Annotated in this window: 17 protein-coding genes and 1 riboswitch; of the genes, 9 read left to right on the top strand and 8 right to left on the bottom strand. The window is 67.5% G+C overall.

Annotated features, from left to right (window positions below):
* The first annotated feature begins 97 nt into the window (after positions 1-97).
* Genes sigE through DWV11_RS05895 form a run of 3 tightly spaced genes read left to right on the top strand, consistent with a single transcriptional unit; the run spans position 98 to position 2,073 of the window.
* Complete coding sequence (gene sigE / locus DWV11_RS05905) at positions 98-736, top strand: RNA polymerase sigma factor SigE (RefSeq protein WP_115787950.1); 639 nt, start codon at positions 98-100, stop codon at positions 734-736.
* A gap of 7 nt (positions 737-743) precedes the next feature.
* Positions 744-1,649 carry a hypothetical protein gene (locus DWV11_RS05900; protein WP_115787949.1) on the top strand — a complete coding sequence of 302 codons (906 nt, stop codon included), beginning with the start codon at positions 744-746 and terminating at the stop codon, positions 1,647-1,649.
* Positions 1,650-1,680: 31 nt separating this feature from the next.
* Positions 1,681-2,073, top strand: coding sequence for a twin-arginine translocase TatA/TatE family subunit (locus DWV11_RS05895; protein ID WP_115787948.1), 393 nt, complete (start codon positions 1,681-1,683; stop codon positions 2,071-2,073).
* Between the two features lie 30 nt (positions 2,074-2,103).
* On the opposite strand, the gene DWV11_RS05890 is transcribed toward DWV11_RS05895, so the two are convergent.
* From DWV11_RS05890 to DWV11_RS05880, 3 genes are read right to left on the bottom strand one after another with little or no spacing between them, the layout of a single operon-like run.
* Positions 2,104-3,264: an Mrp/NBP35 family ATP-binding protein gene (locus DWV11_RS05890; RefSeq protein ID WP_115787947.1), complete on the bottom strand. Its 1,161-nt coding sequence runs from the start codon at positions 3,262-3,264 to the stop codon at positions 2,104-2,106.
* A gap of 4 nt (positions 3,265-3,268) precedes the next feature.
* Entirely contained in the window at positions 3,269-4,006 is a 738-nt protein-coding gene (locus DWV11_RS05885) for a DUF1003 domain-containing protein (protein WP_115787946.1), read from the bottom strand.
* Positions 3,987-5,270, bottom strand: coding sequence for a magnesium transporter (locus DWV11_RS05880; protein ID WP_115787945.1), 1,284 nt, complete (start codon positions 5,268-5,270; stop codon positions 3,987-3,989). Before DWV11_RS05880 ends, DWV11_RS05885 begins: the two co-directional genes overlap by 20 nt.
* Positions 5,271-5,346: 76 nt before the next feature.
* On the opposite strand from DWV11_RS05880, the gene DWV11_RS05875 reads away from it, so the two are divergent.
* Positions 5,347-6,255, top strand: coding sequence for a YflT domain-containing protein (locus DWV11_RS05875; protein ID WP_245953459.1), 909 nt, complete (start codon positions 5,347-5,349; stop codon positions 6,253-6,255).
* 104 nt (positions 6,256-6,359) lie between these two features.
* Here DWV11_RS05875 and DWV11_RS05870 read toward each other — a convergent pair whose 3' ends face one another.
* Positions 6,360-7,931: an aminopeptidase P family protein gene (locus DWV11_RS05870; RefSeq protein ID WP_115787944.1), complete on the bottom strand. Its 1,572-nt coding sequence runs from the start codon at positions 7,929-7,931 to the stop codon at positions 6,360-6,362.
* 151 nt (positions 7,932-8,082) lie between these two features.
* Between DWV11_RS05870 and DWV11_RS05865 the strand changes: the two genes are divergently transcribed.
* Together DWV11_RS05865 and DWV11_RS05860 are read left to right on the top strand one after the other, a co-directional pair.
* Positions 8,083-8,931 (top strand): PHP domain-containing protein, encoded by an 849-nt coding sequence (locus DWV11_RS05865; RefSeq protein ID WP_115787943.1) that lies wholly within the window; start codon positions 8,083-8,085, stop codon positions 8,929-8,931.
* 108 nt (positions 8,932-9,039) lie between these two features.
* The gene (locus tag DWV11_RS05860; protein WP_115787942.1) at positions 9,040-9,411 is read left to right on the top strand and encodes a hypothetical protein; all 372 of its coding nucleotides are present in this window, start codon (positions 9,040-9,042) and stop codon (positions 9,409-9,411) included.
* A 34-nt stretch (positions 9,412-9,445) separates the two neighbouring features.
* Here DWV11_RS05860 and DWV11_RS05855 read toward each other — a convergent pair whose 3' ends face one another.
* The 3 genes from DWV11_RS05855 to DWV11_RS05845 form a co-directional block, all read right to left on the bottom strand.
* Positions 9,446-10,330, bottom strand: a complete 885-nt coding sequence (locus DWV11_RS05855) for a DNA-methyltransferase (RefSeq protein WP_115787941.1) — start codon at positions 10,328-10,330, stop codon at positions 9,446-9,448.
* Positions 10,331-10,338: 8 nt separating this feature from the next.
* Positions 10,339-12,012 carry a DEAD/DEAH box helicase gene (locus DWV11_RS05850; protein ID WP_115787940.1) on the bottom strand — a complete coding sequence of 558 codons (1,674 nt, stop codon included), beginning with the start codon at positions 12,010-12,012 and terminating at the stop codon, positions 10,339-10,341.
* Between the two features lie 265 nt (positions 12,013-12,277).
* A complete protein-coding gene (locus tag DWV11_RS05845) occupies positions 12,278-13,762 on the bottom strand; it encodes an RNB domain-containing ribonuclease (RefSeq protein ID WP_115787939.1) in 1,485 nt (494 codons plus the stop codon).
* A 197-nt stretch (positions 13,763-13,959) separates the two neighbouring features.
* Here DWV11_RS05845 and DWV11_RS05840 point away from each other — a divergent pair, with 197 nt between their 5' ends.
* Complete coding sequence (locus DWV11_RS05840) at positions 13,960-14,475, top strand: DUF805 domain-containing protein (protein WP_115787938.1); 516 nt, start codon at positions 13,960-13,962, stop codon at positions 14,473-14,475.
* A gap of 109 nt (positions 14,476-14,584) precedes the next feature.
* On the opposite strand, the gene thiE is transcribed toward DWV11_RS05840, so the two are convergent.
* Positions 14,585-15,262, bottom strand: coding sequence for a thiamine phosphate synthase (thiE, locus tag DWV11_RS05835; RefSeq protein WP_115787937.1), 678 nt, complete (start codon positions 15,260-15,262; stop codon positions 14,585-14,587).
* Between the two features lie 27 nt (positions 15,263-15,289).
* Positions 15,290-15,409: riboswitch (TPP riboswitch) on the top strand.
* On the opposite strand from thiE, the gene DWV11_RS05830 reads away from it, so the two are divergent.
* Both DWV11_RS05830 and thiS read left to right on the top strand, forming a co-directional pair.
* Positions 15,400-16,677: an FAD-dependent oxidoreductase gene (locus tag DWV11_RS05830; protein ID WP_115787936.1), complete on the top strand. Its 1,278-nt coding sequence runs from the start codon at positions 15,400-15,402 to the stop codon at positions 16,675-16,677. Its footprint overlaps the riboswitch before it by 10 nt.
* Positions 16,674-16,910, top strand: a complete 237-nt coding sequence (gene thiS, locus DWV11_RS05825) for a sulfur carrier protein ThiS (protein ID WP_115787935.1) — start codon at positions 16,674-16,676, stop codon at positions 16,908-16,910. Before DWV11_RS05830 ends, thiS begins: the two co-directional genes overlap by 4 nt.
* The last annotated feature ends 1 nt before the right edge of the window (position 16,911 follow it).

The following is a 16,911-nucleotide window of genomic DNA, read 5'->3' as shown; positions in this document are numbered from 1 at the left end:
AAACTCCCAGCGAATCCTGCGATGATATTTGTCCGGCCACCCGAGCGGTGGCGGCACCATAGCACCGGGTGACCACAGGGTGCGAGGGGAGCGGACGATGCCGGCATCAATTGCTGCGCAATTCCGTACAACAGCCGCGGAAACCACCGGCGCAGATCAGGCAACCACGGAATGGGTTGCGCCCAGCTGGGAGGAAGTGGTGGAGAACCACTCCGCCAAGGTCTTCCGCCTGGCCTACCGGCTCACTGGAAACAAGTTCGACGCCGAGGACCTCACCCAGGAGGTCTTCGTCCGGGTGTTTCGTTCCCTGGAGAACTTCAAGCCGGGCACCCTGGACGGCTGGCTCCACCGCATCACCACCAACCTCTTCCTGGACCAGGCGAGGCGCAAGAGCCGGATCCGTTTCGACGCACTGGCCGAGGACGCCGAATCGCGTCTTCCCGGCCAGGAACCTGGGCCGGAGCAGAGCTTCGAACTGAACAACCTGGACCTCGACGTCCAGCGCGCCCTGGAGGAACTCCCGCCCGACTTCCGGGCCGCCGTCGTGCTCTGCGACCTTGAGGGCCTTTCCTACGACGAGGTCGCCGAGGCGCTCGGCGTCAAGCTCGGCACCGTCAGGTCGCGGATCCACCGCGGCCGCACCATGCTCCGCGAGAAGCTCGCGCACCGCGACCCCCGACCCGCCAAGGCCCGCGCGCCGCGGCTGAAGATGCCTCGGATCGCCGGACTGCATTGAGGTTGCCATGGGTTTGCTGAACGGGCGGCAGCCCGCGCCCGGGCGTGGCCTGCGGCACAAGCGGACACCGGAACACCTCGGGGATTGCCCGCAATGCCAGGCTGAGGTGCTCCGCGAACGCCAGTACCTGGAGCGGCTGCGCAAGGCGAGCGTGCCCGAGGCCAGCCAGGACCTGACGGCACGGCTTATCGAGCACACACGCAGGATCGCCGAATCAGGCGATGCCGGCGTTGAGCCGGCGGGGACGCGCCGCGCAGTGCCCTTCCTGAAGACAGCTGGGATTGCCGCCGGAGGGCTGCTGGTCAGCGCCGGCGCCCTCGCTGCCGCTGCCTACGTGGTGGGCGGCGACGTCCGTCCCGAGTCCTTCAGTGCCGCGGACCGCGAGGTGCGCAGCCTCGTGGGAGCGTCCCTGAGCGGCAATCTCTCCCTCGAGTCCGCCGTCCCGGGCAACGTCCCCTCGGACACCGCGGTGAAGGACGGCAGCGTGGCCCTGAGCGCGGCGCAACTGGCCGGGCTGCGGAGCAAGGGCTGGGCCTGCCCCGAACTTTCCGGCATGGGCTTCCGTGTGGTGTCCGCCCGTGCGTCCATGCGGGGCGGCCATCCCGCCGTCGAACTGGAACTGACGGACGGCACGCATCACGCAACCTTGGTGGAGCAGCATTTCGAAGGGACCACCACCTCCGGCGCCAGGCTCTCAGTCAGCCGCGGCAGCCGCTGGGAGGCGGTCTACCGCTCTCCCGCCGCCATGCTGAGCTACGCGTCCGACCTGCCCGCGGAACAGGCTGACGACGCCGTCCCCGAGCTCGTGCGCGCCGGTGAATCCGTGCTTCCTGCCGCGGCTGCAACTCCGGACAACTGGCAGGACAGGGTCCGGCGCGGCCTTCGCACCCTGGCAAATCTCGCTGGTTTCTGAGCAGGGCAACGGACAAGGTAATCTTCGTAGCGTGTTTGGAATCAATGGCCCGGAGTTCTTGCTCCTGCTGATCATCGGTGTGCTGGTGATCGGTCCCAGCCGTTTGCCCGAATACACCCAAAAACTGGCGAACCTGGTCAAAGAAGTCCGCCGGATGGCCTCCGGTGCGCGCGAACAGATCAAGGAAGAAGTCGGCATCGACATCGACGACGTCGACTGGAAGAAGTACGATCCCCGCCAGTACGATCCGCGGCGCATCATCAAGGAAGCCCTGCTCGACGACGACACAAAGCCAGTCAGCGCGGGCGCACCCGCCGTCGCGGCTGCCGCCGTCTCGGCCGATCCGGCCCCGCAGCCGCCCGCCCGCGTGGTGGAGCGGCTCGCCGAGGGCGAAGCTGCCCCCTTCGACAGCGAAGCCACCTAGGCGCCCCATCCGGCTTCGGGGAATGCCCGCCTAACGGGGCTGGATTCCCAAGGGCATGCCAGCCAGTCCGCGCGGCCGGGCCTGAATCCTGCCGGCGATGTCCTGGAGGGCTTGGGCTGACGCCGTTTCCGGGGCTGCCAGTACCACTGGGCGCCCCGCGTCCCCGCCCTCGCGCAGTCGGATGTCCAGCGGGATCTGGCCCAGCAGCGGGACGTCGCCTTCAACCACGGCGCCGAGCCGCTTGGCGAGCAGTTCCCCGCCGCCGCTTCCGAACAGTTCCATCCTGCCGCCGTCGGGCATGTCGAGGAAAGACATGTTCTCCACAACGCCGGCCACTTTCTGGCCCGTCTGGGCAGCGATGGTGCCTGCACGCTCGGCGACTTCAGCTGCGGCCGCCTGCGGCGTGGTGACCACCAGGATTTCCGCGCCGGGCAACAGCTGGGCGACGGAGATGGCGATGTCCCCGGTGCCCGGCGGCAGGTCCAGGAACAGGACGTCCAGGTCGCCGAAGTACACGTCGGTGAGGAACTGCTCGAGGGCGCGGTGCAGCATGGGGCCGCGCCAGGCCACAGGCTTGTTCCCTTCGACGAACATGCCGATCGAAATGACCTTCACTCCGTAGGCCACAGGGGGCAGGATCATGTCGTCAACGCGGGTGGGAGGCTGTGTGATGCCCATGAGCGCGGGAACGGAGAAGCCGTGGACATCGGCATCCACGATGCCCACCCGGAGGCCGCGCTCTGCCAGCGCACAGGCGAGGTTGACGGTGACCGAGGACTTGCCGACGCCGCCCTTGCCGCTCGCCACGGCGTAAACCTTGGTGAGGGATCCCGGCTGGTTGAATGGGATGCCGCGCTGCCCGCCGGGTCCGCGGAGCCGTTCCTTGAGGGCGTCGCGCTGGGCCTGGTCCATGACCTTCAGCTCAACCTCGACGCCAGTGACGCCGGGCACGCGGGAGAGCGCAGCCGTGGCGTCGGCAGTGATGGTGTCCCGCAACGGGCAGCCGGCGATCGTCAGCAGCACGGCCACGCGGACGGTGCCCGAAGCATCGGCGCTGACGGATTCCAGCATCCCGAGTTCGGTGATGGGCCGGCGGAGTTCGGGGTCGATGACGGTGGCCAGGGCGGCATCAAGCGCCTCTTGGCCAGGTGCCTGTGGGGACGGTGCCTCTTCGTGCGCGGGGGAGCTCATAAGTTCAGATGCGGCTTTCAGGCTGGTTCTTGCCGGACGGCTCCGGCGGGTTGCTGCGGGCGGGTTGCTGCGGGCGGACCTTGGGTATCTGCTGGGTCCTCGGGTTGCGCTGCTTGTCCCGTTTCTCCTTGAGCTTCTCCCGGACTTTTTCGCGCGGGCCTTCGCCGTCGGCGCGTTCCGGAGTATCGCTGGTCAGGAGTTCTTCCTGCGCTTCGAGCAAATCCTCCAGCATGGAGCGCAGTTCGGCACGGACGTAGTCACGGGTGGCGACTTCGCGCAGCGTGATGCGCAGGGACGCCAGTTCCCGGGTCAGGTATTCGGTGTCGGCCAGGTTGCGTGCCGCTTGTTGGCGGTCCTGCTGCAGCGAGACGCGGTCCCGGTCATCCTGCCGGTTCTGGGCAAGCAGCAGCAGGGGAGCGGCGTAGGAGGCCTGGAGGGACAGCATAAGGGTCAGGAGCGTGAAACCCAGGTCCATGCGGTCGAATTGCCACTCCTGCGGGGCGAAGCTGTTCCAGCCCAGCCAGAACAGACAGAAGACAGTCATGTAGACCAGGAACTGCGGCGTGCCCATGAAGCGTGCGAAGCCTTCTGTGGCGTTGCCGAAGGCGTCCGGGTTGGGACGGAATGTAGGCAGGATCCGTTTGCGGCCGCTCAGCGGGGTGTCGAGGCCTCCGAAAGAGGACAGCTTGCTGCTGCGGGAGCCGGGCTTGGGCGGTGTGTTGTCAGCCAATCCGGCCTCCAAGCTTCTTCACAGGGGCGTCATCCTCATGGGCGCGCCAGTCATCGGGCAACAGGTGATCCAGCACGTCATCAACAGTCACCGCCCCCACCAGGCGGCCGGCGTCGTCAACGACCGGAAGGGAATTGAGGTCATAGGTGGCCAGGGTCCGGGCGACCTCGCTGATATGTGCGTGGTCGGACAGGGGCTCCAGGTTCTTGTCCACCAGGTTGCCGAGCGGTTCCGGTGGCGGGAAACGCAGCAGCTGCTGGATATGCACGACGCCAAGGAAGCGGCCCGTGGGCGTCTCCAGGGGCGGCCGGGTGATGAAAATCGAGGACGCCAGGGCGGGGGAGAGCTCCTCACGTCGGACGTGGGCCAGGGCCTCGGCCACTGTTGCTTCGGGTGGAAGGATTACCGGCACCGGGGTCATGAGGCCGCCGGCGGTGTCCTCGTCGTATTCGAGCAGGCGGCGGACGTCCTCGGCCTCGTCCGGTTCCATGAGCTGGAGCAGTTCCTCCGCCTGGGCGGTGGGGAGTTCGGCGAGGAGGTCGGCGGCGTCGTCCGGATCCATTTCTTCCAGCACGTCGGCGGCGCGTTCGACGTCGAGGGCGGAAAGGATCTCCACCTGGTCGTCCTCCGGGAGTTCCTGGAGGACGTCTGCAAGGCGTTCGTCCTGGAGTTCGCTGGCCACTTCCAGGCGGCGCTTGTCGCTCATTTCCTGCAGGGCTTCGGCGAAGTCGGCCGGCTTGAGGTCCTCGTGGGTGGCCACGAACTGGGTGGCGGCCTGCGGTTCGGTGCGGGCGCCCTGCTGGGCGTCAGCCCAGTCGATGATCATGGTCTCGTTGCGGCGCAGCCGGCTAAGCGGGGACAGGGAGTGGCCCCGGCGGACAAACAGCTTGCTGACGAACCAGTCCTTGGAACGGTGCTGATCCATGGCGATGTCTTCGATGGTGGCGTCTCCGCTGCCGTCTGCGAGGGTGACGCGGCGGTCGAACATTTCGGCGACCACCAGGGTTTCGGCACCGCGCTGTTCGAAGCGGCGCAGGTTCACCAGGCCCGTGCAGATGATTTGGGTCTGGTCGATCGAGGTGATGCGGGTCATCGGCACGAAGACCCGTTTCTTCCCCGGAACCTCGACGACGATGCCCACCACGTGCGGTGCACCGCGGGTCCCGCGGGAGAGCACGACAACATCGCGCAGGCGGCCGAGACGATCACCCAAGGGGTCGAAGACATCGAGGCCGAGCAGGCGCGCGACAAAGACGCGGGAAGGCTGTGTGCTCACCTTTACAGGCTACCGAGTCTGCTCTCTTTTAGCTGAATTTCAGCCGACGCACATGTGCATGCGACAGAATGGGGCTATGGCAAACATTTTCGGTGCACCCAAGGCCACGGAGGAGTCCCGGAGCGTCCCCCAAGGCGACACCGTGGGCTCCTACACCTCGTATCTTGATGCCCAAAAGGCAGTGGACTACCTGGCGGACCAGCAGTTCCCGGTCCAGCTTGTCTCGATCGTGGGAAACGACCTGAAAATGGTGGAACGGGTGACCGGCCGGCTGAGCTACCCGCGGGTGGCCCTTTCCGGTGCCTTGAGCGGCATGTGGTTCGGCCTGTTCGTAGGCGTCATGCTGTCCTTCTTCTCCCCGACCGGGGGCGCGTTCTCGATCATCACCTCGGTGCTGATGGGTGCGGCGTTCTTCATGCTGTTCGGGATCGTCACCTATGCCATGCAGCGCGGCAAGCGCGACTTCACCTCCACCAGCCAGGTGGTTGCCAGCAACTATGACGTCATCGTGGCCTACGAGGCGGCACAGGAGGCCCGCCGGCTGCTCCACCAGCTGCCGATGAACCCGACGCAGGCCGCCGGCGCGCCGCAGCCCTACAGCCAGCACCCCCAGCAGACCCCTCCCTACCAGCCTCCTTACCAGCAGCCTGGCCAGGCTCCGGAGCGGCCAGCCGGCTGGCACGACCCCTACGGCCAGCGCGCCCAGCAGGACGGCGGCGCCGCACAGCCGGAAACACCGCCGCCTGCAGAGCCCGCCGCCGCATCTGCGCCTGTCTCCTCGCACTACCCGGACCTTCCGGACGGTCGGCCGCAGTACGGCATCCGCGTAGAACCCGGCCAGGCTCCCGCCGCACCGGCACAACCAGAGCACGCACAGACGGGCTACGCGCAGCCGGAACACGCGCAGCCGGGCAACCATGACAACGACGGCCACGGCAACGGTGCACACGGTGCCGAGAGTGAAGAGGCGCCCCGGCAGCAGTAGCCGCCGTCGCGCATTGCCGTACTGAAAGGGCGGGCCACCGGAGATTCACCGGTGGCCCGCCCTTTTCTGGTCCAGTCACACCCCAGCGGACATGTCCGTAGGGACTATTCGGCGTCCTCGTAGATGCCGGCCATCCAGGCTTCGACGTCCTCGGCCTTGCGGGGCAGGGCCGCGCTCAGGTTGACGGGGCCGTCGGCCGTCATGAGGATGTCGTCCTCGATCCGGACACCGATACCGCGGTACTCCGCCGGGATGGCGAGGTCCTCATTCTTGAAGTAGAGGCCCGGCTCGATGGTGAACACCATGCCCTCGGTGAGGATGCCATCCAGGTACAGCTCGCGCTTGGCCTGCGCGCAGTCGTGGACGTCCAGGCCGAGGTGGTGGCTGGTGCCGTGCGGCATCCAGCGGCGGTGCTGCTGGCCCTCAGGGCTGATGGCCTCCTCGACGGAAACAGGCAGCAGGCCCCATTCGGCCAGGCGCTCGGCAAGGACCTTGGTGGCGGCGGCGTGGATGTCGCGGAACTTCGCGCCGGGCTGTGCGGCGGCAAAACCGGCGTCGGCGGCGTCCAGCACGGCCTCGTAGACCTTGCGTTGCACATCCGAGAACGTGCCGTTGGCCGGGATGGTACGGGTGATATCGGCAGTGTAGAGCGACTCGGCCTCCACACCCGCGTCCAGCAGCAGCAGTTCGCCGGCGTTGACCTTGCCCGTGTTCCGGGTCCAGTGCAGCACGGTGGCGTTGTTGCCGGCGGCGGCGATGGTGTCGTAGCCGAGTTCGTTGCCTTCTTCGCGGGCGCGGGCGAAGAAGGCGCCCTCCACGACGCGTTCGCCCCGCTCATGGGTGAGGGCACGAGGCAGCGCACGGACGACGTCGGCGAAGCCCGCCACCGTGGCGGCCACTGCGGTCTTCATCTCCCCGATTTCCCACTCGTCCTTGAGCAGGCGCAGCTCGGAGAGGGCTTCGCTGAGGAGCTCGTCCAAGGCGTCCAGTTCGGCGAGGTCCAGGTTTTCGGGATCCTTCGCCGTGTTGTAGCGGGCAGTGTCCACGAGGGCGTCGATGTTCTCGTCGACCTTGCGGACCAGGCGGATGGCGATGCCACCGATTTCCGGGGCGCCCACGTTCTTGGTGATGGCCACCTCGAGTTCGTCGATGTGCGCGGTGGGCAGGCCCAGGCGCGCTTCGAATTCGGCGAGGGTGGGGCGGGCACCGATCCAGAATTCGCCGGAGCGGGCATCGGCGTAGAACTGTTCGGTGTCGCGGCCGGCCAGCGGACGGAAGTAGAGGGCGGCGCGGTGGTTGCCGCCGTCGTCGCCGGTCCCTTCCTCGACGGGTTCCAGGATGAGCACGGCGTCGGGCTCGTGGTCCAGGCCCAGGCCGGTCAGGTGGGCGAAAGCTGAGTGGGGGCGGAAGCGGTAGTCGGTGTCGTTCGAGCGGACCTTCAGCGGTCCGGCCGGGATGACGAGGCGGACGCCCGGGAACTTGCCGGAGATGGCCCGACGGCGGGCGGCGGCGTGGTCCGCAACGGCATCGCGCGCGGGGGTCACCTGCGCGGCGGGAGCCCAATTGCTGGCCATGAAGGCCTTGAAGGCATCGGAGGTGGGCCGCTGGGAACGGTTGTTGACGCGTTCTTCCAGGGGCTGGGCTGCTGAATTCTGGGTGGTTTCTGCATCATTCACGCTCCCATGTTCCCATCTGTTCAGGGCGGGGGCCAACGCGGCTGTCCGGGCCGGGATCGGGGTTTGGGAGGCGGTGGGTGGGCCCACGCCGCCGAGGGGCCCGATCCGAGCGCAGCGAGGTTTGGGAGGCGGTGGGGATTAGGCTGGGAAAGTGAAGATTGACCTGCACGCCCACTCCAACGTTTCGGACGGAACCGAGTCGCCGGGCGAACTGATCCGCTCCGCCGCGGCCGCCGGACTGGACGTCGTGGCCCTGACCGATCACGACTCCACCGACGGTTGGGAGCAGGCTTCCGTGGCGGCCGTGGAACACGGCGTGGCACTGGTGCCCGGCATGGAGATCTCCTGCCGCACGGCGGAGGGAATCAGCGTGCACCTGCTGAGTTACCTCCACGACCCCGCGCACCCGGGCCTGCTGGAGGAAATCACCAAATCCAAGGACGCCCGGCTGACCCGCGCCCAGCGCATGGTGAGCCTGCTGGCGGAGGACTATCCGCTGAGCTGGGACGACGTCATCCACCACGTGGCACCGGGCGCGACGGTGGGCCGGCCGCACATCGCCGACGCGTTGGTGGCTGCCGGCGCCGTCGCCGACCGCACGGAGGCCTTCACCGCCATCCTCAGCGCGCGTTCGCGCTACTTCGTGCAGCATTATGCGCCCGAGCCGGCGTTCGCCGTCGAACTCGTCAGGGCCGCGGGAGGCGTGCCGGTGTTCGCACACCCGGTGGCGTCCGCCCGGGGACGGGTGGTGGGCGAACGCACCTACCGGGACATGGTCGACGCCGGTCTGCTGGGCCTGGAGGTCGAGCACCGGGACAACCCCGAAGCGGGCAGGGCGTTCCTGCGGCGCTTTGCCGCGGAAAACGGGCTGTTCATGACAGGCTCCTCCGACTACCACGGCGCGGGCAAGGTCAACCTGCTGGGCGAGAACGTCACCAGCCCGGCGGTGCTGGCGCGGATCGAGGAACTGGGCACCGGCTGCCGAATCGTGCGGGCCTAGGGAAAGTGTCTTGACTACCGGGCGCGCCTGAGTAGTGTTTGCGATGCTGGGGAGCGGCCAACCGGCCGAGGCAGGACACCGTTGGTCTCCGCACCCCAAGGAGTCATTGTGATCAGGAAATTCATTGCCGTGGGCGCCGCGTTCTTCGCGTTGATGTTCATCGCCCCCGCGGCGCAGGCCCTGCACTGCGAGAATGCGAGCCGGCCCGTGGATACCTCCCACGCCACGGCTGTGCAGACTGATATCGGCACCGTCTATGTGCAGGGAAACTGGGTGGTGCTCCCCTTTGAGCCCGATGTGTGGATTTTCGTGCCGCCGGGATCGCTGAAGCTCATCGGCGTGACACAGCACGTCACCCCGGCCGGCCAGCAAGGGAACTATCTGGGCGGTGACGGCCTGACGCTGCTGCAGAACAGGTGCGCCAACGTTGTCGTGGATAACCGCCAGACCGAGCACGGCATCCAGGTGGCATGCCAATAGCCGTGTGAACTGCCGCGTGAACCGTTCGCCGTGATCAACCCGCGGCTTCGTCGCTCAGGAGTTCCACGAACCCGGCCTTGCCGTCGAGCCGCTTGCGCATGATGTCGATCGCGGGGGCGTTTTGGTCCACGCAGACGAAACGGCGGCCAAGTTTCGCGGCGACGGCGCCGAGCGTTCCGGAACCTGCGAAGAAGTCCAGGCACCAGTCCCCGGGGCGGCTTGAGGCCGAGACGATCCGGCGCACCAGCCCCTCGGGCTTCTGCGTCGGATAGCCGGTCTTCTCCCTGCCGGTGGGGGAGACGATGGTGTGCCACCAGACGTCGGTGGGCAGCTTGCCTTTCTTCCGCTTCGCCTCGGTGACCAGGCCGGGGGCCATATAGGGCTCCCGGTCCACTTCGTCGTTGTCGAAATGGTACTTCGACGGGTTCTTCACGTAGACGAGGATGTTGTCGTGCTTCGTGGGCCAGCGGTTCCTTGCCCGCGCGCCGTAGTCGTAGGCCCAGATGATTTCGTTGAGGAAGCATTCCCGCCCGAAGATCGCGTCGAGCATCACCTTGGCGTAGTGCACCTCGCGGTAGTCAAGGTGCAGGTACAGGGTGCCGTCGTCGGACAGCAGCCGCCAGGCTTCCAACAGCCGGGGCTCCAGGAAGGACCAGTAATCGCTGAAGGCGTCGTCGTAGCTGTGCAGGGCACCCTTGATGGTGTCGTAGGAGCGGCCCTTGAAGCCGAGCCGGTCGCCTTCGCCGTCGGCGTTGCGGACCATCCGGGTTTCCTGGCGGCGTTGCACCCTGCCCGTGTTGAAGGGCGGGTCGACGTAGATCAGTGTGAAGGCGCCGTCCGGCAGCGTGGGGAGGTACGCGGCGTTGTCCGCATGCACCACCAGGTTGCTGCCGTCCGGCGCCCAAACAATGTCAGTCATTGAGGCTTTTATGCCTCGGCGTTCTCAGCCGCGGAGGAGACAACCTCGCCGTTGCGGCGGCGGGTGCGGGTACGGCGGGTGCGTGCCGGCTTCTCGCCGGCGGCCTCGCCGCTTTCCGAGATAGCTGTGGAACGCCCTGTGCCCTCCGCCGGTGCTGCGTCGCCTTCGCTGCGGCGACGACGGCTGCGGGTACGGCCGCCGCCCTCGCCGGCCGGCTTGCCTTCGCCCGAAGCGGAGTTGCCGGAAGCGCCCTCGCGGCGTCCGCCGTCGCGCTTTCCGCCGCGGCCACCGGAACGGGAGTTCTTCTTGCCGGTCTCGCCCAGGTCCTCCAGGACTTCGGCGTCGACGCCGGCCAGCACGCGCTTGTCGCGCGGCAGGCGGCCCTTGGTGCCCTCCGGGATGTCCAGGTCCGTGTACAGATGCGGGGAGGAAGAGTAGGTTTCCACTGGCTCGGGCACGTTCAGGCCAAGGGCCTTGTTGATGAGGGCCCAGCGCGGAACGTCGTCCCAGTCGACGAAGGTGACGGCGGTGCCCTTGTTGCCGGCACGGCCGGTACGGCCCACGCGGTGCAGGTAGATCTTCTCGTCTTCCACACACTGGTAGTTGATGACGTGGGTGACGTCCTCGACGTCGATGCCGCGGGCTGCGACGTCGGTGGCCACGAGCACGTCCACCTTGTTGTTGCGGAAGGCACGCAATGCCTGTTCGCGGGCACCCTGGCCGAGGTCGCCGTGGATGGCAGCGGCCGCGAATCCGCGGTCCACCAGCTCCTCGGCCACCTTCGCGGCAGTGCGCTTGGTCTTGGTGAAGATGACGGTGCGGCCGCGTCCGCGGGCCTGCAGGATGCGGGCCACCACCTCGGTCTTGTCCATGCTGTGCGCACGGTAGATGAGCTGGCGGATGTCGCGCTTGGTGAGGCCTTCGTCGTTGGGGTCGGCGGCGCGGATGTGGGTCGGCTGGGTCATGTAGCGGCGGGCCATGGCGATGACCGGGCCGGGCATGGTGGCGGAGAACAGCAGGGTCTGGCGCACGGCCGGGGTGCCTGCGATCAAGGTCTCGACATCGGGCAGGAAGCCGAGGTCCAGCATTTCGTCGGCCTCGTCGAGGACCACGATCCGGACGTTCTTCAGGCTCAGGTGGCGCTGCTTGTAGAGGTCGATCAGGCGGCCCGGGGTGCCGACGACGAGTTCGACGCCCTTCTGCAGCGCCTCGATCTGAGGTTCGTAGGCGCGGCCGCCGTAGATGGTGGCGATGCGGGCGTTGCGCTTGCGCGAGGCGGTCTGGAGGTCGTTGGCCACCTGCACTGCGAGCTCGCGGGTAGGGACGATCACCAGTGCCTGCGGGGCGCCCGGGATGGGGAGCTTGTCGTAGCCGGGGTCGTCCTGGCCGACCACGCGCTGCAGTGCCGGGATGCCGAAGCCGAGGGTCTTGCCGGTACCGGTCTTGGCCTGGCCGATGATGTCGTGGCCGCCCAGGGCAACCGGAAGGGTCATGGCCTGGATGGGGAAGGGGTGGGTGATGCCGGCGTCGGCCAGCGATTCCACGATGTCGGCACGGACGTTGAAGTCTGCGAAGGACTTCTCTTCGATCTCGTGGGGCGTTTCGTCCGAGGTGATGGTTTCCTCGGGCTCGATCGATTCGACGCCGTCACTCAGGACTTCATGGGTGTGCAATTCACTCACAGGGGAGTTTCCTTATTCATTTGGGCTGCGCTGCATGCTCAACGGTCGGCGGAGCCGTTCCGGAGCACGGACGGGCGCAAGCAGGTCCAGTGGAAGCCGATCGCGGGCTATCTGAATACTGGCACTGGTGACCAGCGGGCAAATCTCAAGATCGCGTAGGTGCGGGCTTGTTGAGTCAAAAAGGAAATGAATCAACGACCGGGCATCCATTACTACGGGTCAAGTGTAACGGTTCCTCCGGTTTGCCCGCTTGAAGGCACCGATGTCAGGCGATCAGCTCGAGGGAAATCTTCCTCGTGTTGATATCGGCGCCCAGCAGCCGCACGCGGACCTTCGTGCCGGATTCCATCTCGCCCTCGCAGCGTGCGGTGACCGCAGGTTCGGCGATCTGCACGACGCCGGAGGGGCGTCCGTTGCCGTTGCCGTTGCCGCCGTTCGGCTTGGTCCCGTTCGGTTTGGATCCGGAAATGACGACGGCGTCGAACTCCTCGCCCACGTGGCTCACCAGCAGGGCGGCCTCCACGGTGTCCAAGGCCAAACGCTCGAGCCTGCCCGCCAGCTGGTCCGATGCCGCCATGATCGCCGGCAAAGCCGGCAGCGCCTCGCGGGCCCAGGCCGGGATCGCGCTGCCGTTGCTCAGGGCCTCGCAGATGACCAGGACGAAGCGGTCGATCAGGCGGCGCAGCGGGGCGGTGGCGTGGGCGTAGGGGGCGCCGATGGCGGACTGCAGCACGTCCTTGGGAACCTCGCCGTCGAAAGGGGTGTAACCGGCGCCGCGGAACAGCAGACCCGCCGAATGCAGGATGGCCAGCTGCTTCGGATCCGTGGGGTCCAGCGTACGGAGGTATTCGCCATAGCTGATGCCGCCGCCGCCGTTGTTCCAGGGCTTGCCGAGGGCCGCCGTCTGGCGCTTGAAATGGAGCAGTGACCGTTCGTCCGGGGACGGCATGGTGCGCAGGATGCCGACCTTGCCGTCCAGCATCAGTTCCGCGGCAGCCATGCCGGTCATGAGGGAAATCTGGGCGTTCCAGTCCTCCACCGGCAGGGATGGCGCGGCGACGATCCGGTAGCCGCCCGCCGGCAGGGGCGCGATCTCCTGCTCAGGCATGTTCAGGCTGGCACCGCCGCGGCGGCGTTCCAGTTCGACGCGCTTCAGGCCCACCTCCTTGAGCAATTGCAGGACGGGGGCGGCCGTGCCGGCGTCGATTTCGGCTTGGACATCGCGGTAATTGAGCTTGGCCCGGCTGCGGACGCTGGCGCGCCGTACCAGTGCCGACTGGGCTTCGGCCGCCGCATCCAGCGTGAACTCCCAGACGAATGCGCCGCAGCGCTGGCCCGCCAGCAGGCTGCCTGCGTGTTCGCTGATGACCTCGGGATGCAGCGGGATCCGGCCGTCCGGTAGGTAGAAGGTCTGCCCCCTGTGCCGCGTCTCGTCGTCCAAGGCGCCACCTGGGGAGACGAAAGAAGGCACGTCGGTGATGGCGTAGAAGACCTTGTAGCCCGCTCCGTCGCGTTCTATATGCAATGCCTGGTCCAAGTCCGTGGAAGTGGCCGGGTCGATCGTCACGAACGGAATGTGTTCGAGGTCGAGCGGGGGCAGGGCGTGCGAAGCAACGGCTTGCTTCGCCTCGGCGAGTGCGTCGTGCGGAAAGTCCCCGGGCAGCTCGAGTTCCGTCCTGAGGGCAGCCAGTGCCGCCGCCAGCTGGTTCGATGTATCGCTGACATTCGGGGCTATCCGATGATGTGGCACAAAAATCAGGGTAATCGATCCGGATTGGGCTGGAAACGAAAGCCAGGGTGGCCCCTGCTACGCAGTATTGCCTCCCGCGTCAATGGATAACGAAGACGGTTCACTCATGATGCCTGTGCGTCTAATGTTGCGGGTGGGGGATAAAGAAGCACTTCCCTCGCCAAACATCGCATCCATTTTCCGAGGGAGATCCTTCAATGAGTTACGAGAACACGGCGGGCCAGCCTTACGGTGGCGCAGTCCCGCCCCAATATGCGGCACCGCGGGCCTATGCCCCGCGCGCACAGGTCGGCTTCGTCGAGGCCATCAAGCAGTATTACCGCCGCTACGCCGAATTCAGTGGCCGCTCCAACCGCAGCGAGTACTGGTGGGTCGCGCTCTACCAGGCCATCGTCAGCTTTGTGCTGTGGATTCCGTATTCCGTTGTGCTGGGCGGCTACACCGCTTCAGTTGCCGCTGCCACCACCGTGGCTGAGCAGCAAGCGGCAGCCCAGGCCTTTCCGGCCGCAGCATTGCTCTTCGGCGCGCTGGGCGGCATCTGGGGCCTGGCCCACCTGGTACCGAACCTGGCACTGATCGTCCGCCGCCTGCACGACACCGGCCGCAGCGGCTGGTTCGTCCTGCTTGGCCTGATTCCGTTCGTCGGCCCCATCATCATCCTGGTGTTCGCCGCGCTCGAGTCCAAGCCCGAAGGTGCCCGCTACGGCGCCTGAGCTCTCCACTGAAACAACGACGGCGGCCGTCGCCCCGGTGCCCCTGAGCACCCTGGCGGCGGCCGCCGTCGCCTTTTAACCGTTTGTGACCGGCCCCCGGGAAGGCGTTTTACGGCAGGGCTGCGAGCAGCGACTGCGCGGCCGCCGTCGGGTCGCTCGCTTCGGTGATCGCACGGACCACCACGATCCGGCTGGCACCGGCCTGCACCACCTCGTCCACATTGCCGTGGTCGATGCCGCCGATGGCGAACCATGGCAGGTTCACGCCGCCCACCCGTTCCTCGTCCGCGGCGCGCACTGCGCTTGCGGCGTATTTGACCAGGTCCAGGCCGACGGCGTCCCGGCCGGGCTTGGTGGGCGTGGCCCAGACCGGCCCGACGCAGAAGTAGTCCAGGCCGCTGCGGCCCGGGGACGCGGCGATTGCGGCGTCAACCTGCTCCGGCGTGTGGGTGGACAGGCCGATCACCGTGGGGTCGTGCAACAGCTTCCGGGCCGAGCGCAGTGGCAGGTCCTTTTGCCCGATATGGAACACGGGAGCACCGGAGAGCGACGCGATGTCCGCACGGTCGTTGACGGCCCACAGGCGGCCGTGGCGCTGGGCCACCGCGTGCAGGACTTCCAGCAGTTCGAGCTCTTCGGCCGCTTCGATCGTCTTGTCGCGGAGCTGGATGATGTCCACGCCCCCCTCGAACGCGGCGTCGACGAATTGCTCGAAATCGCCCTGCTTCTTCCGGGCGTCGGTGCACAGGTAGAGGCGGGCAGTGGTGTGCAGAACATGCTGGGTCATGGAAACCAGAGTAGTTCCCCTAAACTGGGCTGGTACTGCGGGAGCCGCGACCGATCGTAATAAGACCGTCCGGCTGAGAGGGCTTCAGCGCCGACCGCTTGACCTGATCCGGTTAATGCCGGCGTAGGGAAGGACCCATGGACACACTTCAACCGGCGCCCCGGAATCCCGCCATCACCGCCGACGTCGCCGTCATCGGCGCGGGCGTCATCGGCCTCGGCATCGCCCATGAGGCCCGCCGCTCGGGCCGCTCCGTGGTGGTCATCGATCCCGCGCCCGCCAGCGGCGCCACCTTCGCCGCTGCGGGCATGCTGGCCCCGGTGAGCGAACTGCATTACCAGGAGGAAGGCCTCCTCGAACTGATGCTTGCGTCCTCGCAGCTGTGGCCCGGGTTCGCGGAAGGCCTGCAGTCCGCGGAGCGTGGCACCGGATACCGCACGACGCCGACCCTTGCCGTGGGAGCGGACGCCGCCGACCGCCGGGCCTTCGCCGACCTCCGGGACGTGCAGCTGGGCCTGGGCCTGGAGATCCAGGCCCTGCCGGTGCGCGAAGCCCGCGAACGCGAACCACTGCTCAGCCCGCAGATTTCCTGCGCCTTCGATATCCCCGGCGACCACCAGGTGGACCCGCGGAGGCTGGCAGCAGCCGTCCTCGAAAGCCTTGGCCGGCATTCACCTGCGGACCACAGCTGGGTCGGAGGCACCGGGGACCCCCGCCTCGCGGACGGTTTCCTCCTCAACACCGCCGCGTCATGCCTCTTGTGGGAGGACGGCGCCGTGGCGGGGGTGGCCCTCGCCGACGGCAGCCGGGTCCTCGCGGGCGAAACCGTGGTGGCCAATGGCCTGGCCGCCCCGGCGCTGGAAGGCCTGCCGGAAGGGCTCGCCCTGCCGCTGCGGCCGGTGTACGGCGACATCCTGCGCCTCCGCGTACCACGGCACCTGCAGCCGTTGCTCACAGCCACTGTCCGCGGCCTGGTCCGCGGAGTGCCCGTGTACATCGTGCCCCGCGGCGACGGCACGGTGGTCATCGGGGCGAGCCAGCGCGAGGACGGACCCAGTTCCGCCAATGCCGTCTCGGCCGGCGGCGTATACCAGCTGCTCCGTGACGCCCAGGTCCTGCTTCCCGCCGTCGCCGAACTGGAACTGCTCGAATGCACGGCCCGTGCCCGGCCCGGCACCCCGGACAACGCACCCCTCCTCGGCAGGGTACGGATGCCCGGCGACGGCGGAGACGTGCGCGGCCTGATCGTTGCCACCGGCTTCTTCCGGCACGGCGTCCTGCTCACCCCGGCGGCTGCCTCGATCGCGGTCGGCCTCATGGAAGGCCGCCACGACGAACGCTGGACCAAGTTCCGGCCCGACCGCTTCCCGAACCCCCACCACCGCGCACCAGCAACCATCAAGGATCACGCATGAACATCAAACTCAACGGGGACCACCGTTCAATCGGCGACGGCGCCTCGGTGACTACCCTCGTCACGGAACTCACCGGCCGCGGCCTGGACGCCAGCGGCCAGGCGACGGACGGACGGAAGATCGGCGTCGCCGTCGCGCGCAACGCCGAAGTGGTGCCGCGCAGCCAATGGGCTGCCACGGCGCTCGCAGAGGGTGACGAACTCGAAATCGTCACCGCGGTACAGGGAGGCTGAA

Source organism: Arthrobacter silvisoli (assembly GCF_003369445.1).
GTDB classification, from domain to species: domain Bacteria; phylum Actinomycetota; class Actinomycetes; order Actinomycetales; family Micrococcaceae; genus Arthrobacter; species Arthrobacter silvisoli.
The sequence above is the reverse complement of the archived record's forward strand: the minus strand, read 5'-3'. Positions and strand labels throughout refer to the sequence as shown.